The organism is uncultured Maricaulis sp. (genome assembly GCF_963976135.1).
Lineage (GTDB): Bacteria > Pseudomonadota > Alphaproteobacteria > Caulobacterales > Maricaulaceae > Maricaulis.
In genome coordinates this window covers 57,987-76,723 of the sequence record NZ_CAXBKN010000001.1, presented here as the reverse complement: position 1 = coordinate 76,723, position 18,737 = coordinate 57,987, and the positions used below count along the sequence as shown (strand labels likewise).

Below are 18,737 nucleotides of genomic sequence, written 5' to 3'. Positions count from 1 at the left end.
AGACTGGACCCGATGGCCATGCGAAGGCATATACGGTGGAATTCCTCGCCGCGACCGACTCGGAGCCGCACGCCATGTTGGGTTTTATCTCCAAGATTTTCATCTGGTGGAATGATGCCACGCCGGGCACCTTGCTGACGCTTTCGCGTCGCGGTGCCAAAAAGGTTGGCGAAGACGATTACGGAAATCGCTATTTCGAAGAGAGCGGCGTGACCGGTCCGGACGGCAATAAGCGCCGCTGGGTGATCTATAAGGGTTATGCCGACGCCTCGCGCGTGCCGTCCGACTGGCATGGCTGGCTGCACCACACTTTCGATCAGCCACCCAGCGAAGCGCCGCTGCCGCGTCAGGTCTGGGAAAAGGATCATCATCCCAATCTGACCGGTACGGTGTATGCCTACCGGCCCAGTGGCAGCCTCGTCACCGCGAGCAAGCGCCAGTCCTCGACCGGCGATTACGAAGCCTGGTCGCCGGAATAAAACGGTTCGCCTGTCGGGCGAACCGCCTCGACAGCGCCTTAATCGCGGGGCAGTTTCAAGCCATGATGCGTTTTTTCACAGCCCTGACTCTCGCCGCCTGCCTGCCGTTTGGCCTGCAGGCCCAGGATGGCAATTCCGGGAATTTGTCTGACCCCGCAGCCAGTCTGCGCGGCGATGATCCCGGGGCGCGGGGAAGCCAGGAATTGTCGAGCCAGCCCGGCTCAATTGTTGTGCTGCGCGGCCTCGACAAGGTGACAGCGCGGACGCGCGATTTTGAAGTGCGCATTGGCGACAGTGTCGATTTCGGCGCCCTGACCATCACAGCCCGGTATTGCCGCCGCCGGCCGCCGGAAGAGACGCCCGAGACCTATGCCTTCCTGCAGGTCGTCGATCGCCGGACCGATGGCTTTGGCGTCGATATTGCGGGCGAGATGGTCTTCTCCGGCTGGATGTTCGCCTCGCGGCCGGCACAAAACCCACTTGAGCACGCGATCTATGATGTCTGGGTGCTCGACTGCAAGGCTTGAGCCTGCTGCAGCGCCACCTGGCCATTGACCTGCGCCGGTAACGCCAGGAAATCCCCATCCAGTTTCAATGCCCGGGCGAGCCGCGCCTTGTAGTCATCGCGCGTGATCGAGTGGGCGCCGAAGGTTTCCAGGTGTTCTGTCGTAAACTGGGTGTCGAGCAGGGCATAGCCGCCGGCGTTCAAACGGGCGAGCAAATGTACCAGCGCGACTTTGCTGGCATCACGTTCCAGCGAAAACATGCTCTCGCCAAAGAAGGCGCCGCCAAGTGAGACGCCATAGAGGCCACCGACCAGCTCGCCGCCGCGCCGGCACTCGACGCTATGGGCATGGCCCTGGCGATGCAGCTCGGCATAGAGGCTGAAAATCCCGTCATTGATCCAGGTCTCCTCGCGGCCCGGTGCCGACTGGCAACAGCCTGCGACCACGGCGTGGAAGTCGAGATTGATGCTGACCTGGAACACTTCCTGGCGCACCGTGCGCTGCAATCGGCGCGGGATATGAAAATCATCGAGCGGCAGGATGCCGCGCTCGTCCGGATCGAGCAGGTAGATGCGTGGATCGTCGCGACCTTCCGCCATCGGGAAGACCCCGCGGGCGTAGCATTCGAGAAGTTCTGTGGCCCCGAATCCGCGCATCAAGTCTCCGCCTGTCTAGGCCTCGCGGCTGGCCAGCCAGTCTTCCAGCCAGCGGATATGGTAATCGCCATTCACGAATTCCGGTTCCTCAAGCAGGTTGAGGAAGATCGGGATCGAGGTCTCAATCCCGCCGACGACCATTTCCTCCAGCGAGCGGCGCAGACGCAGCAGCGCCTCGGCGCGGGTGCGGCCATGCACGATCAGCTTGCCGATCAGGCTGTCATAATAGGGCGGCACGGAATAGCCGGTATAGAGCGCCGAATCGAGCCGCACACCGAGCCCGCCTGGCGCATGGAAATCGGTGATCTTGCCCGGCGAGGGCGCGAAGGTGCGGGGGTTTTCCGCATTGATCCGGCATTCGATCGAATGGCCTTCAAACGTGATGTCTTCCTGGCGGATATCGAGATGCGCACCATCGGCGACACGGATCTGTTCGCGCACCAGATCAATGCCGGTGATCATTTCGGTCACCGGGTGTTCGACCTGCAGGCGCGTATTCATCTCGATGAAATAAAACTCGCCGTTCTCGTAGAGAAATTCGATCGTGCCGACGCCGCGATAGCCGATTACCTCGATCGCCTTGCGCACGGTCTCGCCGATCGTGGCGCGCTCCTCGGCCGTCAGGGCCGGCGAGGGGGCCTCTTCGAGGATTTTCTGGTGACGGCGCTGCAAGGAACAATCGCGCTCACCCAGATGCACGACATTGCCGTGCATGTCGGCGAGGATCTGGATTTCGATATGGCGCGGCCGGCCGAGATACTTCTCGAGATAAATGGTGCCATCGCCAAAGGCCGCCGCAGCTTCCGCCGAAGCGGTCTCCATGGCTTCCTGGAGCTTTTCCTCGTTTTCCGCGACCTTCATGCCGCGACCGCCGCCACCCGATGCCGCCTTCACCAGCACGGGGTAGCCGATCCCGCCCGCGATTTCCTTGGCTTCCTTGATATTGGAAACGCCGCCTTCCGAGCCGGGCACGACGGGGATCCCGGCAGCCATCACGGCCTTCTTGGCGGTGATCTTGTCGCCCATCATCCGGATATGCGCGGCCGTCGGGCCGATAAAGGTCAGGTCGTGAGCCTCGACGATTTCGGCGAAGCGGGCATTTTCAGACAGGAAGCCATAACCCGGATGGATCGCCTGGGCGCCGGTGACTTCCGCCGCCGCGATGATGGAGGGTATGTTGAGATAGCTCTTGGCGGCCGAAGCCGGGCCGACGCAGACACTCTCGTCGGCGAGGCGCACATGCATGGCATTGGCGTCGGCCTCCGAATGGATGGCGACGGTGCGAATGCCCATTTCACGGCACGCCCGGTGGATGCGAAGGGCGATTTCGCCGCGATTGGCGATCAGGATTTTATCGAACATGTTTGGCGCTCGCGGCAGGGGTGAGCGTTAGATCAGGATGAAGAGCGGCTCGCCGAATTCGACCGGCTGGCCTTCTTCGACAAGAATTTCCGAAATCTTGCCTGATTTTTCCGCAATGATCGGATTGAAGGTTTTCATCGCTTCGATCAGCAGGATGGTGTCGCCCTTTTTTACCATTTCGCCGACTTTGACGAAATTGTCTGATTCCGGATTGGGTTTCAGATAGGCGGTGCCGACCATGGGCGAATTGATGACGCCGGGATGAGCGCTGAGGTCACCGGCGCCGGCGACCGGTCCCGGCGTCTCGACAGCATAGCCTGGCGGGGCAGCGGCGGCGGCCGGTGCGGCGACAGCCTGCACCACTTGGGCGGCCTGCAGCTGGCGGGCGATGCGCAGGCGAAGATCGCCGCGCTCAACCTCGATTTCCGACAGATCGGTTTCGCGCAGGATATCGGCGAGCTCGCGCACGATTTCAGGGTCGATAGGCGAACGGCTTCGGGTCTCAGAACTCATGATTTGGGCCTTTTGGATCCGTCAGTGATGCAGGCAATGCAATGCTGCGTCGATTCCCAGCAGATAACTTGCCAGACCAAGTCCGGTAATGCTGCCTCTGGCTGCAGAGGCGACGAAGGAGTGGTGCCGGAAAGATTCCCGGGCGGCGGTCTGGCTCAAGTGAACTTCAATGACAGGGGGTTCTATCGCGCGAACCGCGTCATGCAAAGCCACAGATGTATGTGTGTAGGCACCCGGGTTGAAGACGATGGCGCTGGCCTTGAGATTCGCCTCGTGCAGCCAGTCAACCAGCACGCCTTCATGGTTGGATTGCCGGAATTCGATTACCTGGCCCAGCTTGCCGGCATGGGCGGCGCAGGCAGCTGCGATATCATCGAGCGTCATGGCTCCGTAGATTTCCGGCTCGCGACTGCCGAGGAGATTCAGGTTCGGCCCGTTGAGAATGTAGATCGGTTTCGTCATGGCCTTGCCTTACAGCCCGCATAAGTTCTACGACGTCAGCCATCCCACTTACAAGCGGAGTGAGCGGAAGCCGTGTTGCAACTGACAGTCAATGGTGAGGCGCGAAACATGCCAGCGGGCAGTCTTGTCGCCGATCTGGTGCATGCCCTCGGGCTGGACGGGCGCAAGATCGCTGTCGAGCGCAATCTGGAAATCGTGCCCCGCTCGCGCTACAGCCTCGATGCGCTGGCCCAGGGTGACCGCATCGAAATCGTCGCCTTCGTCGGAGGTGGATAAAATGGAAGACGGATCAATCATGACGCAGGCCTTGCAGGACAAACCGCTGGTGGTCGCCGGCCGCACACTCTCATCGCGCCTGATCATCGGCACCGGCAAATATGCCAGCTATGAGCAAAATGCCCGCGCCCTGGAAGCGTCCGGCGCCGAGATGATCACCGTCGCGATCCGGCGCGTGAACCTGTCCAATCCCGACGAGCCGCGGCTGGTCGATTTCATCGATCCGGAACAATATATTTTCCTGCCGAACACGGCGGGCTGTTTCACCGGCGAGGATGCCGTGCGCACCCTGCGTCTGGCCCGCGAGGCCGGTGGCTGGAACCTGGTCAAGCTGGAAGTCCTGTCCGATCCCAAACATCTCTATCCCGACATGGTCGAGACCCTGCGCGCCGCCGAGCTGCTGATCAGGGACGGCTTCGACGTCATGGTCTATTGCTCCGATGATCCGGTCTTCGCAAAGAAGCTGGAAGAGATCGGCTGTTGCGCCATCATGCCGCTTGGTGCCCCGATCGGCTCGGGCCTGGGGATCCAGAATCCGGTCAATATCCGCCTGATCATCGAACAATCATCGGTGCCGGTCATCGTCGATGCCGGCGTCGGCACGGCGTCGGACGCGACCGTCGCGATGGAGCTGGGCTGTGATGGCGTGCTGATGAATACGGCCATCGCGGAGGCGAAGGACCCGGTGCTGATGGCGTCAGCGATGAAGCATGCCGTCATCGCCGGCCGGCAATCCTATCTCGCCGGCCGCATGCCGAAAAAGCGCTATGCCGACCCGTCCAGCCCGCTTTCCGGCCTGATCTGACGGCCTCCTAGCCGCCCAGCCCGGTCTGCAGCGCTGCTTCCAGAGCCAGCTCATTGGCGCCTGCCACAACCACACCATCGACGATGAAGAAGGGCGTGCCGGTGACGTCGAGCGCCTGGCCCAGCGCGCGTACATCGAGGATGTGATTCATGATCGCCTCGTCTTCCATATCGGCTCGCATCCGCGCCACATCGACCCCGGCCAGCGCAGCGAGCTGGTCGATCCGTGTTGCCGGCAGCGGGCCGCTGGCATTGATCATGGAGCGGTGGAAGACCTCATAGAGTTCCGGACCCTGACGCAGCGCCGCCAGCGCGGCGCGGGAGGCTTCCAGCGAATCGGGACCGAGGATGGGATATTCCTTGAAAATGAACTGGACGCGGTCGCCATAGCGCTCATTGACGTCGGTCACCCATTCATTGGCGACGCGGCAATAGGAGCATTTGTAATCCATGAATTCGACGATGGTGACGTCCGGCTCGGCGCCGCCGAAACGCGGATCGCGGGCATCGCCGTAAATCGCCGACACATTGCGTTCGATCGCGGCATAAACATTTTCCATCTCGCGGGCCTGGGCGCGACGCTGCAACTCGATCAGTGCTTCTTCGATGATTTCCGGATTCTCGAGAATATAGGCGCGCACGATCTCGCCGACTTCCTCGCGGGAACGGTCATTCAATTGCGCATCGGCCGGGGCCTGCTGGCATCCGAGCATGAGGGTGGCGGCAGTAGAGATCGCAATCAGACGCAACATGGGACAAATCCTTTTTCCTGCCGCCCTGTCTAGACGAGAGCGGGCAGAGGCGCGAGGGGGGAAGGTGCAATGACTGCCGGTCAGGCGATCACGAATACGCCATCAATCTCGACTGCAGCACCCAGCGGCAGGACCGGACAGGATACCGCCGAGCGGGCATGCCGGCCCGCATCGCCGAAGACTTCGACCATCAGGTCGGAACAGCCATTGATGACTTTGGGGATGTCGGTGAAGCCGGGCACGGCGGCGACGAATCCGCCCAGCTTGACGACACGTTTCAGCCGCGACAGGTCGCCGCCACAGGCGAGTTTGAGCTGGGCGATCAGATTGATCGCGCACAGCCGCGCTGCCGCCTGGCCGGCCTCGACATCCATATCCAGACCGAGTGTGCCCTTGACCAGCCCCTCGGGGCCGATGGAGACCTGACCGGAGATATAGACCTGGTCACCGGTGCGCACGAAGGGCACGTAATTGGCAACCGGTGCGACGGGCTCGGGCAGGGTGATGCCCAATTCGGCAAGGCGGGTTTCGAAGGCGGACATGGGGGCTCCATTCAGTAGGTTCGCGCGAGACTAGCGGCGTATTGGCGGCATGCAAACGGCAAGTCTTGACTTGACGTGCACGTCATCAGGCAAGATGCGGCGATGAGCACAATGATCCACGAATCAGACATCCGGTTCGACGCCCGTGACGGCTATCAGCTATCCGGCCTCATCATCGCGCCCGAAGCGCCGAAAGCCGCCGTGCTGATCTCATCGGGTACGGGATTTCCCAAGGAACTCTACCGCCGCATCGCGCGCCAGGGTGCCGCCATGGGCTATGCCTGCCTGCTCTATGATTATCGCGGCATTGGCGGTTCGGCACCGCAGCAGATGAGGGGCTTTCAGGCCGATATCGTCGATTGGGGGCGGCTCGATTTCGCCGCCGCGCTCGACCGGGCGCAGGCTCTGGTCCCGGACGGCCCGCTCTATACGCTCGGCCATTCGGTAGGCGGGCATTTGCTGGGCTTTGCCGATAACGGGCTCAAGCCGGCGGCGCATGCCATTGTCTGCGCCGGTACCGGCTATTGGGGCGCCCACGAGCCGAGCTACCGGCCGACGGCGCTCTTCTTCTGGCTCGCCTACGGACCGGCCTGCCTGGCGCTGACGGGCCATATTCCCTCGGGCGGCGCCTGGGGCGGGATGGCCCTGCCGCGCGGTGTGTTCAAGCAATGGCGCCGCTGGGCTTTCAAACCGGGCTATTTCGGCGATGAGCTGGCGGCTCTCGGACCGCATGTCTTCGATCGCATCACCGCGCCGATCATCGACTGGACCTTCGCCGACGACACCCTGGCGAGCCGGCGCGCGGCCGAGGACCTGCTGGCGATCTACAGCGCGGCCGAGACGCAATTGCTGCGGCTTGCACCGGCCGAGGTCGGTGCCGGCCAGATCGGCCATTTCGGAGCGTTCAAACAGGCGGCGCAGGGCTTCTGGCCGATGCCGTTCAACTGGTTCGATCAGGTTTTGCAGGGCCAGGATCGGGGCGTGGCTTCAACATCCGCCCCTTGACCACCGCGTCGCCGCCAAACTTGGCCCGCGCCTTGTCCATGGCCCGCTCGGCGGTCGCGCGGCGGATCGCATTCGGATCGAGCAGGTCGCCGCTATCGCCGACCGCGGCCTGCAAGGCGGAGAAGCCGATCCCGATCAGGCGAAAGCGGGTGCCATCAACCTCTGGCGCGAGCAGCTCGCGGCCGACCTTGAACAGCGTATCGGCCAGCTGGCTCGGCTCGTTCAGGGTGCGACGGCGGGTGCGGCTGCGAAAGTCAGACGTCTTCAGTTTCAGCGTCACGACGGAGCCGGAAATTGCCTTGGCCTTCATCTGGTCGGCGACCTTGACGCATTGGCGCCAGAGCTGATCTTCCAAAGGCTTCAACTCGCTGAAATCGGCATTGAATGTCGTCTCCGAGGAGACGCTCTTGCGCTCGCTCTCCGGTTCGACCCGGCGATGATCCTCGCCGCGCGCCAGCCGTGCCAGGCGATAACCGAAATCGCCATAGCGTCTGGCCATGTCCCTGTCGCTGTGGCGGCGGATATCATTGAGCGTGCGCAGGCCGTCGCGCTCCAGCTTGGCCGCGAAGGCCGGGCCGACGCCGTAGATTGACCGCACCGGCCGGGGGCCGAGGAAGTCCATCGCCTCGGCCTCGCCAATCACTGCGAAACCGTCTGGCTTGTCGAGATCGGAAGCGGTCTTGGCGAGGAATTTATTGAAGGACAGTCCGACCGAAACCGTGATCCCGACCACGTTCTGGATCCGGCGCTGCAGTCTGAGCAGCGTCAGGGCTGGCGGCGCGCCGTGCAGCCGTGTCGTGCCGGTCAGGTCGAGAAAGGCCTCGTCGATCGAGAGCGGCTCGACCAAGGGCGTTACATCGCGCATCATCTCGCGAATGCGCCCGCCCTCGCGGGCATATTTGGCATGATCGCCGCTAATCACGACCGCGTCCGGGCAGGCCTTCAATGCCTTGAACATCGGCATGGCCGAATGCACCCCATACATGCGCGCGACATAGCAGCAGGTCGAGACAACCCCGCGCTGGCGGCCGCCAATAATGACGGGTTTGTCGGCCAGTTCGGGATTGTCCCGCTTTTCGACGGCCGCGTAGAACGCATCGCAATCGATATGCGCAATCGAGAGCGTGCCCAGTTCGGGGTGAAACAAATGCCGGTGTGAGCCGCAGGCGGGGCAGGCATCGACCGGCTCGGCGAGTGGTGTCAGGCAGACGCGGCAATAGCCCCGCGCGCTCATGGCGTCCCGGCCGGCCACAGCCAGGCCGCTCCGCGCACGCCGGAACTGTCGCCATGACGATGCGTGACGATACGGGTGCGCACGATGTCGGAGAACAGGAAATCGGGCAGGCGGGCGGTGACACGCTCCGCCAGGCCAGGGGCATTGGAGACGCCGCCGCCGAGCACGACCACCTCAGCATCGAGAATATTGAGCACGCTGGCGATGCCGCGGGCGAGCCGGTCGCTGTGAAGCTCGACGCTGCGGCGGGCCGGGGCATCGCCGGCTTCCGCCGCGGCAAAGATGTCTGCCGCGCCCAGATCGCCGCCATTGCGCGCCGCGTGGTCGCGCGCCAGGCCGGGTCCGGAGAGCCAGGTTTCATGGCAACCCGATTGGCCGCACCAGCACGAGGCGGCCGGCTGATCCGATTCGTTGGTCCAGGGCAGGGGATTGTGGCCCCACTCGCCGGCAATCCCCTGGGCGCCGTGCAGCAATTTCCCGTCGACCGCAATGCCGCCACCGACGCCGGTGCCGAGGATGATCCCGAACACGATGCCGGCGCCCTGGCCGGCACCATCGACGGCTTCTGACAGGGTGAAGCAATCGGCGTCATTGGCCAGGCGGACCGGGCGGCCGAGTGCGGCCTCGATATCGCGGGCGAAGGGATGGCCATTGAGCCATGTGGAATTTGCGTTACGCATCAGGCCTGTCGCCGGGCTGATCGAGCCGGGATGCCCGATACCGACGCGGCTGCCGTCGCCATATTCGCGCTCGATCGCATTCACCAGACCGCCGATCGCCTCCAGAGTGTCGCGATAGGCCTGCGGCGCGGGCACGCGCAGGCGCTCGATAACCGCCCCTTGCGGGTCCATCGCGACGGCCTCGATTTTCGTGCCGCCCAGATCGATGCCGATTCGATTCATGCTTTCGCCGCTTTCCGGTGCCGATATACTACCCAGGCCGTCATTTGTTCTTATCTTGTTCCCTTTGGCGATGAAAGTGGCCGCTGACTCATTGTTGGTTAAGGAAGATCGGGTTTATTGCGGATGGGGTTCAACAGGCGCGTTACAAGCGCTCAAACAACGGGAAGCGCGTCATCGACATGCTGCAGGTCATGCCCAAAAAGGTCCTGATTGTCGAAGACAACGAGCTGAACATGAAGCTGTTCAACGATCTGCTCGAGGCTCATGGTTATGAGACCTTGCAGACCAAGGACGGCTTCAAGGCCATGGAAATGGCCCGTGAACATCTGCCCGATCTCATCCTGATGGATATTCAATTGCCGGAGGTATCCGGCCTTGAAGTCACCAAATGGCTGAAGGATGACGAGACCTTGTGCTCGATTCCGATTGTGGCAGTGACCGCGTTCGCGATGAAGGGGGATGAGGAGCGGATTCGCCAGGGGGGCTGCGAGGCCTATCTGTCGAAACCGATCACGGTGACCACCTTTATCGAAACCGTCCGACAGTTTCTCGATTAGGGGGCGATGCGATGAGCGCGCGAATCCTGGTTGTTGATGACCAGCCGGCCAATGTCCGGCTGCTTGAGGCCAAGCTTCAGGCCGAATATTTCGACGTCTGCACGGCTGTTGACGGATTCGCGGCCATCGAAGCGGCCAAGCTTGAACAGCCCGATCTGATTCTGCTTGATGTCATGATGCCCGGCATGGATGGCTATGAGACCTGTCGGCTGCTCAAAGACGAGCCGCGCACCCGGCATATCCCTGTTGTGATGGTGACCGCGCTCGATCAGCGCGAAGACCGTATCCGCGGCCTGGAATCCGGTGCCGATGATTTTCTCACCAAACCGATTGATGATGTCACCCTGTTTGCACGGGTGCGCTCCCTTCTGCGCCTGAAGACAGTGCTCGATGAATTGCGCCACCGCGAATCGAGCGATGCGCTGAGCCATGTGATGTCGGAGCCGCTCGGCGAGCTGGAATCCGTGGCCTGTGCCGTCGTGATCAGCGCCGATTCGCGCGCCGCGACCCGCTATGCCGCGGCGATGCCCGCCCAGGTCCGCACCCAGGTCGAGACGGACCCGGTCAAGGGGCTCGAAGCGGCGCGGAAAAACGCCGATCTTCTGATTGTCGACCTGACCTCGCCGGGCTTTGACGGCCTGCGGCTTTGTGCCCGTGTCCGTGCCGACGCCGCGACCCGGCAAATGCCGATCCTGGCCGTGATCAATCCCGGGGATACCCCGAGCGCTGTGCGCGCTCTCGATCTGGGCGTGAATGATATTATCCATCGTCCGGTCGATGCCGGCGAGATGATGGCCCGTGTGAGCACCCAGTTGCGGCGCAAGCGCTATGCGGATCGATTGCGCACCCAGCTCGATGAGAGCCTGGAAATGGCGATCACCGATCCGCTGACGGGATTGCATAATCGCCGCTATATCGCCTCGCGCCTGCATCAGGCGATGGAAGGCTCCAATAATGGCGGCGCGCCGGTCTCCCTGCTGATCGCCGATATCGATCACTTCAAGAGCATTAATGACCGCTTTGGCCATGAAGGCGGCGACTATGTCTTGCGCGGTTTCTCCGAGCGGATACAGCGCGATCTGCGCGCGCTCGATCTGGCGGCGCGCTATGGCGGCGAGGAGTTCGTGATTGTCATGCCCGGGGCCGGGCTGGCAGAGGCGAGGGGCGCCTCCGAGCGTCTGCGGGCCTCGATTGCGGCCGAGCCGTTCGCGATCGGTGACGGCCGTACCACCAGCGTGACGGTGAGTATTGGCTGTGCCCAGGCCGAGGATGGCGAAACCGCCGAATCTCTGTTGCGCCGGGCGGATGAAGCGCTCTATCTCGCCAAGGGCGAGGGACGTAACCGCGTCGAGGCGGCCACCAGCGTCGCGGCCTGATACCGGTTGATCATCTCATTGCTGTCAGTCTTGCCGCCGGGGTTTCTGCGCGCAGCTCCGGCCTCAGACACCCGATTTTCCGCAATTGCGCACGACCCGTCGTCCAAACACGCAGAAGGCCGCAGCGTGTGCTGCGGCCCGATCTACGCTTGGCAAGTCAGACAGAAACCCGTCTTACTTGATTTTGCCTTCTTTGAACTCGACGTGCTTGCGGGCAACCGGGTCGTACTTTTTCAGCACGAGCTTTTCGGTCATGGTGCGCGCGTTTTTCTTGGTCACGTAGAAATATCCCGTGCCAGCCGTGGAGTTCAGGCGGATCTTGATGGTAGTAGGTTTCGCCATGGCTCAGTCGTCCTGATGCTGCGCGCGCGCTCGGCCCCATGCCGTCGCGAGAGCGCGCGAACATACGCAAGGCGCAGCAGGTGTCAACTGCTACGCGCCGCTTTCAGGTGCGTCGCAGCGAGGAAGAGCAGATAGGCGCCCGCGGTTGCAGCCAGCACGACCAGCAGGCCGGCCGGCCCAACGCCGTCCATCGCCACGCCCGCAGCCGGAGGCGAGAGCAGCGAGCCAAGCCCATAGGCAAAAATGAAGGCCGCGTTGGCCGCCGCAATCCGTCCGCCGGTGAAGCGTTCGCCCAGCAGTGATAGGCCCACCGTATAGAGCCCGCTGGCGATACCGGACTGGATAAAGAGTATCGGCAGAAGCAGGCCGAGATGTGTCCCCGCCATCCAGACGAGGACTGGTCCCAGCGTCGCGACCGCAGCAATCGCGATCAGTGTGCCGCGCCGGTCGGTCCGGTCAGCGATCCAGCCGAGCGGTATCTGGAAGGAGAGCACGCCCATGGCGACGGCGAAGACCATCATGCCAATCGAAACCGGATCAATCGTGATACGTTCGGCATAGACGGGCAGCATCGAGAAGATCAAGGTTTCGATCGCGCCGAAGGCGAGGCCCGCCAGGATGGCCGCAGGCGCCGATCCGGCTGCATTGAGGATTGCGCTCATCGAGGAGTCCTCCCGCGCCGGGGCGACGGCCTGAGGGCTCTGGAGCAGGGCAACCGGAGCGATGCCGATCAGAAACACGGCGCTGGCGAGAAAGAAGGGTAGATCGCCGGCCGGGCCGAAGCCGGCGAAGATCAACCCGCCAATCCCGAACCCGCCGGCCAAGGCGGTGCCGTAAACGCCGAGCATGAAGGCGCGGCGTTCCGGCGTCACGATTTGGTTGATCCAGGTTTCCGAGACGACAAAGACCACGGTGATGAAGCAACCGACGACGAAGCGAAGGACGAACCAGGGCGCGACGGATGGCAAAGCCGGGAAGAGCAAAAAAGTCACCGCCGCGAGGCTGAGGGATCCGATCAACAGCGTCCGCGCCGGCACCATCGCCATCAGGCGTGGCACCAGTGGCGCCATCACCAGGGTCGAAACGCCGAGGGCTGCGCCGTTCAGGCCGATCACGAGAGCGGACCCGGTCATGGATTCCAAACGTAGTGAAATCAACGGCATGGACAGGCCAAATACGATGCCGCACACGGCAGCGCAGCAGATCGCCGCAATCAGGGCGCGGGTATTCCCATATTGTGGAGCTGTCAGACGCGTAAACATGGCTCAGCTATAGGCAGCGCCGCATTGTGCGTCAGTTGATTTGTGCACCTGGGCCGGTCACAGAGTCTCGATTGCCATCTTGCCACGTACGTCGCGTATCCAGCGGGTTGGCTGAGGTGATGGCGGCAGGACACGGCCGAGCTCGTCGAGCACGAAGTGCGTCACCATTGGCAGGTCCAGCGTGCGGGCCCTGTCCAGCGGCACCCATTGTACATCTTCAAGCTCGGAGCTCGGCTCCGGCGCCCGTTCATCGCACAAGGCGCTGGCATCGGCAGTAAAAAACCAGGTGTCGAAACGCCGCGATCGCCCCGGTGGCGTCACCGCACGGGTGATCAGGCGCAGGCCTGACAGATCGGGAGCGACGCCGGAGGCCCGGAAGGGGGCCCAATTGTCGTGCCGCGAGCGGATCACCGCTTCGCGTGCGATCAGAAGACCGGTTTCTTCAGCCGTTTCGCGCACAGCGGCGATGGCGGCCGCCCGCGCCCGGCGTTCGGGCATAACCCGGCTCATGACCGTCAGAATGTCTGACGGGAGATCCTTCGCCAGGGGCGCTGTGAGATCAGCGCGATCCACGCGGCCCCCCGGAAATACGTATTTGTTTGGCATGAACACATGCCGTGCCGAGCGGCGCCCCATCAGCACTTCCGTCGTCTGGCGGCTGCCGCGGGTCAGGATTAGCGAGGCGGCCAGGCGGGGGCGCAGGGCTTTGGTCGCGGGTTTGCGTGTCTCGTCACTCACCGCCGTTTTCCCTTTTTCCAGGGCCGACCGCCGGTGCGGCCGCCAGCCGGAGCGCTGCGGCCCGTACCGCGCTTGGGGCGAGGGCCCGGTTCGGCCTCGGTGACCATGTCCAGCAGGAGGCCCCCGGTGATCGGGGTGGCTTCCTCGATTTTCACGGTGACAGACATGCCGAGCCGGTAGCGGCCACCGGTCTGTTCGCCGATCAGGGCGTGGGCGCGATCATCATGGACGAAGCGCTCCTCGCCCAGACGGCTGATCGGCACCAGCCCGTCGGCGCCGGTGGCGGCGAGGCGGACAAAGGCGCCAAAGCGTGTCACGCCGGTGATGCGGCCGGGGAATTCCCCGCCAACATGATCGGCCAGATAGAGCGCGACAAAGCGGTCAACCGCATCGCGTTCGGCGGCCATGGCGCGCCGTTCCAGCTGGGTGATTTCCTCGGCGATCGAGGTCAGGCGGCTGCGTTCCTCATCGCTCTGGCCGTCATTGCCCAGATCGAGGGCGCGGATCAGGGCCCGGTGGACGGTGAGGTCGGCATAGCGTCGGATCGGCGAGGTGAAATGGGCATAGCGCTGCAGATGCAGGCCGAAATGGCCCTGATTGACAGTGTGATAGACGGCCTGTGACTGACTGCGCAGAACGACCTCATTGACGGTCTCATAATGTTCGCCGCCCTTGGCCTGCTTGAGCAGATGGTTGAAGCGGCTGGTCGCGATCTTGTCGCCGCGCGTCCACTTCAAACCGACATTGGGCAGATAGTCCGCCAGTGCATCGATCTTTTCGCGGGAAGGTTCTTCATGCACCCGGTAGATCAGGGGCACGCGTCGCTCCTCGAGGGTCTCGGCCGCACAGACATTTGCCTGGATCATGCATTCCTCGATCAGGCGGTGGGCGTCGAAGCGCTCGCGCAGCTCAATCCCCGTCACCTGGCCGTCGGCACCGACCCGGACGCGCCGTTCGGGCGAGTCGATCTCAAGCGGTTCGCGTCTGGCGCGAGCGATGCACAGGGCGGCGTAGGCGCTCCAGAGCGGCCGCAGGACTGTGTCGAGCAGGGCATTCGCCTTGGCGTCGCCCTTGCCGTCAATCGCCGCCTGGGCGTCGTTATAGGAGAGCTTGGCAGCCGACTTCATCCAGCCGCGCAGGAATTTATGGCTCTTCTTCTGGCCGCGGGCGTCGAACACCATGCGCACAGCCAGGCAGGGACGTTCCTCGCCCTCGCGCAAGGAGCACAAATCATTGGACAGGCGTTCGGGCAGCATCGGCACGACGCGGTCGGGCAGATAGACCGAATTGCCACGCTTGAAGGCGCCGCGATCTAGCTCGCTGCCGGGCGTGACATAGGCGGCGACATCGGCGATCGCGACCATCACGATCCAGCCACCTTCATTCCTTGGATCAGTATCAGCAGCGGCCCAGACGGCGTCGTCATGGTCCTTGGCGTCTTCCGGATCGATGGTCAGCAGGGGCAAAGCGCGCAGATCTTCGCGACCTTGCCGTTTCGCCGAGGCGATGGTTTCCGCTTCGCGCATCTCCAGATCGGCGAACCCCATCGGGACGCCATGCGAGTGCAGCGCAATGACGCTGCCGGCACCGGGCGAATCGACATCGCCGAGGACTTCCAGAATCGTTGCCGTCTTCAGCCCGTTGCGGCGTTCCTTGGCGAGTTCGCACACCACCAGATCGCCATCATTGGCCTTGTCGGATTCGCCCTTGGCCGGCACGAGTTCATGCCGCGAGCGGCGATCAACCGGGATCAAACGATAGGGGCCCTTGGCGGGCTTGCGCAGGACGCAGAGGATCTTCTGGACCGAATGTCCCAGCTTGCGGATCAGGCGTGCTTCATAGCCGCCCTCATCGTCCGGCGTCAGGCGCACCAGCGCCTTGTCGCCAACCCCGAGCGCTGCATCGCCGCGCCCGCCGGCGCCTTCGCCCGGCGCAAGCCGGATCAGCGGGGTATCGCCATCGGCGCGGGGTGGCTGGGCGAGCAATTCGCCATCGATATCGCGGCCGGTAATCTCGACGACGCAGACCGGCGGCAATTCACCGGCCAGGGCGTAATTGCGTTGTTCGTCGCGGCGGATCACACCCTCGGCTTCAAGACCGCCGAGGGCCTGTCTGAGCAAGCTCTTCTGTTCGCCTGTCTTGAGGCCGAGCGCGCGGGCCAGGCCGCGCTTGTCGAGAGCGCCGGCCCCGCGCTTGATGGCCTCGATCAGGGTTTCCCGGCTGAAGCCGGAGGGTTTTTCGTGTTCGCTCACCGCGATCAATCCGCCTTTCCGGCAGCTGGTGTCTTCGCCGCAGGCTTCTTGGCGGCCGGCTTCCTGGCCGGGGCCTTCTTCGCCGCAGGCTTTTTGGCGGGCGCTTTCTTGGCCGTGCCGTCCGCGTCTGCTGCCGCAGCCTTGGCCGGAGCCTTCTTCTTGGCTGGAGCCTTTTTCTTTGCAGCCGGCTTCTTGGCCGCCGGCTTCTTCTTCGGCTTGGCACCCTTGGCGGCGCGGGCCTCGACCCATTCCATGGCCTGCTCGACGGTCACCGTCTCCGGATCGGTGCCCTTGGGCAGGGTGGCATTGATTTTCTCATACTTCACATAGGGACCGAAACGGCCGCTCATGATCCGCAAGGGCTTGCCATCATGTTCGCCGAGATCCTTCAGCGTCGTGGCGGAGTTCTGACGCCCGCCGCCGGCCTTTTTGTCGGCCAGTACGGCGACAGCCCGGTTCACCCCGATATCGAACACATCCTCGACATTGGGAATGTTCGCATAGGTCTTGCCATGATGAACATAGGGGCCATAGCGGCCGATATTCGAGGTGATCAGCTCGCCGTCTTCCGGGTGAGCCCCGATGGTGCGCGGCAGGGCGATGAGTTTGATCGCCTGTTCATCGCTCAGGGTGTGCGGATCCCAGCCCTTGGGGATGGAGGCGCGCTTGGGCTTGGCGTCCTCGTCCTCGCCGGGAATTTCGAGATACCAGCCGAAACGGCCATTCTTCAGCATGATCATCGAGCCGGTGACCGGATCGACGGTGATCTCGCGATCACTATCGCCGGCACCCTCATCATTCGGGCTCATCTGGCGCGTGAACTTGCAGTCGGGATGGTTCGAACAGCCCAGGAAAGCGCCGAACTTGCCGAGCCGCAGGCTCAGCGTGCCTTCCTTGCAGGACGGGCACAGGCGCGGATCGCTGCCATCTTCCTTTTCCGGGAAGATGTGCGGCGCCAGGGCGTCGTTCAGCGCATCAAGCACGGCGGTGATGCGCAGCTCGCCGATATCGTCGATGGCGGCGCGGAAATCAGTCCAGAAGTCGCGCAGCAATTGCTTCCAGTCGAGCTCGCCGGCCGAGACCTTGTCGAGCTGGGTTTCGAGCGCCGCGGTGAAATCATATTCGACATAGCGCGCAAAGAAATTCTCGAGGAAGGCGGTGACGACCCGGCCCTTGTCCTCCGGATAGAAACGGTTCTTCTCAAGCCGGACATAGTCGCGCGCCGACAGGACTTGCAGCGTCGAGGCATAGGTCGACGGCCGGCCAATGCCGAGTTCTTCCATGCGCTTGACCAGCGAGGCTTCGGTGAAGCGCGGTGGCGGCTGGGTGAAGTGCTGGTCGGCATGGGTCTTGGCGATGCCGACATCGCGGCCGGCGACGACCTTTGGCAGACGGGCTTCGGCCTCGTCCTCCTCATCATCCGTGCCTTCCTGGTAGAGGGCCAGGAAACCGTCGAACAGGAGAACAGAGCCGACGGCGCGCAGGGCGGTCTTCTTGTCGGCGCTGTCAATGTCGACTGTGGTGCGCTCAAAGCGGGCGCTTTCCATCTGGCTGGCCATGGCGCGGCGCCAGATCAGCTGGTAGAGGCGCGCCATATCACCATCAAGGCTCAGCGATTCCGGCAGGCGCGAGAAACTGGTCGGCCGGATGGCTTCGTGCGCTTCCTGGGCGTTTTTCGCCTTGGTGGAATAGGCGCGCGGCGCCGAGGGCACGTAAAGCGCGCCGTGTTCGCGTGAGATGACATCGCGGGCCTGGTTGATGGCACTGCCATCCATCGAGACGCCGTCGGTCCGCATATAGGTGATCAGACCGGTGGTCTCGCCGCCGAGATTGACACCCTCATAGAGTTTCTGCGCCGTCTGCATGGTCCGCGTTGCCGAGAAGCCGAGCTTGCGCGCCGCTTCCTGTTGCAGGGTCGAGGTGGTGAAGGGCGGCGGCGGATTGCGCCGGGTCGGCTTGGCCTCGACGGCATTGATGGTGAAACTGCCAGCCTCGATCGCCGCGACGGCCGCATTGGCCATGGCGCGATCCTTGAGCGACATCTTCTGCAGCTTCTTGCCGTCATGGGTGACGAGGCGGGCGCGGAAGCTGTCGCTGCCCGAGGCGATGTCGGCATCCACCGACCAGTATTCCTCGGAGCGGAATTTCTCGATTTCCAGCTCGCGGTCGCAGATCAGGCGCAGGCAGACCGATTGCACGCGGCCGGCCGAGCGTGAGCCGGGCAGTTTGCGCCAAAGTACCGGCGACAGGGTGAAGCCGACCAGGTAATCCAGCGCCCGGCGGGCCAGATAGGCATTGACCAATTCCATGTCGACGGCGCGTGGATGCGCCATCGCGTCGAGCACGGCCTGTCTGGTGATGGCGTTGAAGGCCACGCGCTCGATCTTGACGTCCTTGAGGACTTTGCGTTTGGTCAGCGCCTCGAGCAAATGCCAGGAAATCGCTTCACCCTCGCGATCCGGGTCAGTCGCGAGGATCAGGCGGTCAGAGTCCTTGAGCGCATCGGCGATCGCCTTGACGCGCTTGGCCGAGGCCGGGTCGACTTCCCACATCATCGCGAAATCTTCGTCCGGTTTGACCGAGCCATCCTTGGCCGGCAGATCGCGCACATGGCCGAAACTGGCCAGCACGATGAAGTCCGGGCCGAGATATTTATTGATGGTCTTGGCTTTGGCAGGGGATTCTACGACGACAACATTCATCGGGTTCATTTCCGG

General features: G+C 63.3%; 20 protein-coding genes. 7 read left to right on the top strand and 13 right to left on the bottom strand.

All coding sequences use genetic code 11. The annotated features are described in order from the left end of the window. Positions 1 to 74: 74 nt before the first annotated feature. Complete coding sequence (locus AAC023_RS00330) at positions 75 to 479, top strand: NADH:ubiquinone oxidoreductase subunit NDUFA12 (RefSeq protein ID WP_339736948.1); 405 nt, start codon at positions 75 to 77, stop codon at positions 477 to 479. Between the two features lie 62 nt (positions 480 to 541). Continuing rightward, positions 542 to 1,006 (top strand): DUF2155 domain-containing protein, encoded by a 465-nt coding sequence (locus tag AAC023_RS00325; protein WP_339736946.1) that lies wholly within the window; start codon positions 542 to 544, stop codon positions 1,004 to 1,006. Here the strand turns inward: AAC023_RS00325 and aat are convergent. From aat to aroQ, 4 genes are read right to left on the bottom strand one after another with little or no spacing between them, the layout of a single operon-like run. Then, entirely contained in the window at positions 973 to 1,641 is a 669-nt protein-coding gene (gene aat / locus AAC023_RS00320; protein WP_339736944.1) for a leucyl/phenylalanyl-tRNA--protein transferase, read from the bottom strand. The genes AAC023_RS00325 and aat overlap by 34 nt on opposite strands. A gap of 15 nt (positions 1,642 to 1,656) precedes the next feature. Continuing rightward, complete coding sequence (gene accC / locus AAC023_RS00315; protein ID WP_339736942.1) at positions 1,657 to 3,003, bottom strand: acetyl-CoA carboxylase biotin carboxylase subunit; 1,347 nt, start codon at positions 3,001 to 3,003, stop codon at positions 1,657 to 1,659. 27 nt (positions 3,004 to 3,030) lie between these two features. Next, positions 3,031 to 3,516, bottom strand: coding sequence for an acetyl-CoA carboxylase biotin carboxyl carrier protein (gene accB / locus AAC023_RS00310; protein WP_339736940.1), 486 nt, complete (start codon positions 3,514 to 3,516; stop codon positions 3,031 to 3,033). Between the two features lie 21 nt (positions 3,517 to 3,537). Further along, complete coding sequence (aroQ, locus tag AAC023_RS00305; protein ID WP_339736938.1) at positions 3,538 to 3,978, bottom strand: type II 3-dehydroquinate dehydratase; 441 nt, start codon at positions 3,976 to 3,978, stop codon at positions 3,538 to 3,540. A 72-nt stretch (positions 3,979 to 4,050) separates the two neighbouring features. Here aroQ and thiS point away from each other — a divergent pair, with 72 nt between their 5' ends. Beyond that, a complete protein-coding gene (gene thiS, locus AAC023_RS00300; RefSeq protein ID WP_339736936.1) occupies positions 4,051 to 4,254 on the top strand; it encodes a sulfur carrier protein ThiS in 204 nt (67 codons plus the stop codon). A gap of 19 nt (positions 4,255 to 4,273) precedes the next feature. After that, the gene (locus tag AAC023_RS00295) at positions 4,274 to 5,059 is read left to right on the top strand and encodes a thiazole synthase (protein WP_339736994.1); all 786 of its coding nucleotides are present in this window, start codon (positions 4,274 to 4,276) and stop codon (positions 5,057 to 5,059) included. A gap of 7 nt (positions 5,060 to 5,066) precedes the next feature. Here AAC023_RS00295 and AAC023_RS00290 read toward each other — a convergent pair whose 3' ends face one another. Together AAC023_RS00290 and AAC023_RS00285 are read right to left on the bottom strand one after the other, a co-directional pair. Then, complete coding sequence (locus tag AAC023_RS00290) at positions 5,067 to 5,810, bottom strand: thioredoxin domain-containing protein (RefSeq protein ID WP_339736934.1); 744 nt, start codon at positions 5,808 to 5,810, stop codon at positions 5,067 to 5,069. Positions 5,811 to 5,890: 80 nt separating this feature from the next. Then, positions 5,891 to 6,352: a RidA family protein gene (locus AAC023_RS00285; RefSeq protein ID WP_339736932.1), complete on the bottom strand. Its 462-nt coding sequence runs from the start codon at positions 6,350 to 6,352 to the stop codon at positions 5,891 to 5,893. Between the two features lie 102 nt (positions 6,353 to 6,454). Here AAC023_RS00285 and AAC023_RS00280 point away from each other — a divergent pair, with 102 nt between their 5' ends. Next, positions 6,455 to 7,357 (top strand): alpha/beta fold hydrolase, encoded by a 903-nt coding sequence (locus tag AAC023_RS00280; RefSeq protein ID WP_339736930.1) that lies wholly within the window; start codon positions 6,455 to 6,457, stop codon positions 7,355 to 7,357. On the opposite strand, the gene AAC023_RS00275 is transcribed toward AAC023_RS00280, so the two are convergent. Further along, positions 7,293 to 8,591, bottom strand: coding sequence for a DNA polymerase IV (locus AAC023_RS00275; RefSeq protein ID WP_339736928.1), 1,299 nt, complete (start codon positions 8,589 to 8,591; stop codon positions 7,293 to 7,295). The genes AAC023_RS00280 and AAC023_RS00275 overlap by 65 nt on opposite strands. Beyond that, the gene (locus AAC023_RS00270) at positions 8,588 to 9,493 is read right to left on the bottom strand and encodes an ROK family protein (RefSeq protein ID WP_339736926.1); all 906 of its coding nucleotides are present in this window, start codon (positions 9,491 to 9,493) and stop codon (positions 8,588 to 8,590) included. Before AAC023_RS00270 ends, AAC023_RS00275 begins: the two co-directional genes overlap by 4 nt. Positions 9,494 to 9,684: 191 nt before the next feature. On the opposite strand from AAC023_RS00270, the gene AAC023_RS00265 reads away from it, so the two are divergent. Both AAC023_RS00265 and AAC023_RS00260 read left to right on the top strand, forming a co-directional pair. Continuing rightward, positions 9,685 to 10,050, top strand: a complete 366-nt coding sequence (locus AAC023_RS00265; protein WP_339736924.1) for a response regulator — start codon at positions 9,685 to 9,687, stop codon at positions 10,048 to 10,050. A gap of 11 nt (positions 10,051 to 10,061) precedes the next feature. Further along, on the top strand, positions 10,062 to 11,426 hold the full coding sequence (locus AAC023_RS00260) for a PleD family two-component system response regulator (RefSeq protein WP_339736922.1): 1,365 nt from the start codon (positions 10,062 to 10,064) through the stop codon (positions 11,424 to 11,426). A gap of 174 nt (positions 11,427 to 11,600) precedes the next feature. Here AAC023_RS00260 and rpmG read toward each other — a convergent pair whose 3' ends face one another. From rpmG to topA, 5 genes are all read right to left on the bottom strand, one after another. After that, positions 11,601 to 11,768, bottom strand: coding sequence for a 50S ribosomal protein L33 (rpmG, locus tag AAC023_RS00255; protein WP_009800672.1), 168 nt, complete (start codon positions 11,766 to 11,768; stop codon positions 11,601 to 11,603). Between the two features lie 83 nt (positions 11,769 to 11,851). Further along, positions 11,852 to 13,030, bottom strand: coding sequence for an MFS transporter (locus AAC023_RS00250; protein ID WP_339736915.1), 1,179 nt, complete (start codon positions 13,028 to 13,030; stop codon positions 11,852 to 11,854). 57 nt (positions 13,031 to 13,087) lie between these two features. Then, positions 13,088 to 13,768: an NUDIX hydrolase gene (locus AAC023_RS00245; protein WP_339736913.1), complete on the bottom strand. Its 681-nt coding sequence runs from the start codon at positions 13,766 to 13,768 to the stop codon at positions 13,088 to 13,090. Beyond that, positions 13,765 to 16,020: a ribonuclease R gene (gene rnr, locus AAC023_RS00240; RefSeq protein WP_339736911.1), complete on the bottom strand. Its 2,256-nt coding sequence runs from the start codon at positions 16,018 to 16,020 to the stop codon at positions 13,765 to 13,767. Before rnr ends, AAC023_RS00245 begins: the two co-directional genes overlap by 4 nt. 5 nt (positions 16,021 to 16,025) lie before the next feature. Then, positions 16,026 to 18,722 (bottom strand): type I DNA topoisomerase, encoded by a 2,697-nt coding sequence (gene topA, locus AAC023_RS00235; protein ID WP_339736909.1) that lies wholly within the window; start codon positions 18,720 to 18,722, stop codon positions 16,026 to 16,028. Positions 18,723 to 18,737 lie beyond the last annotated feature (15 nt).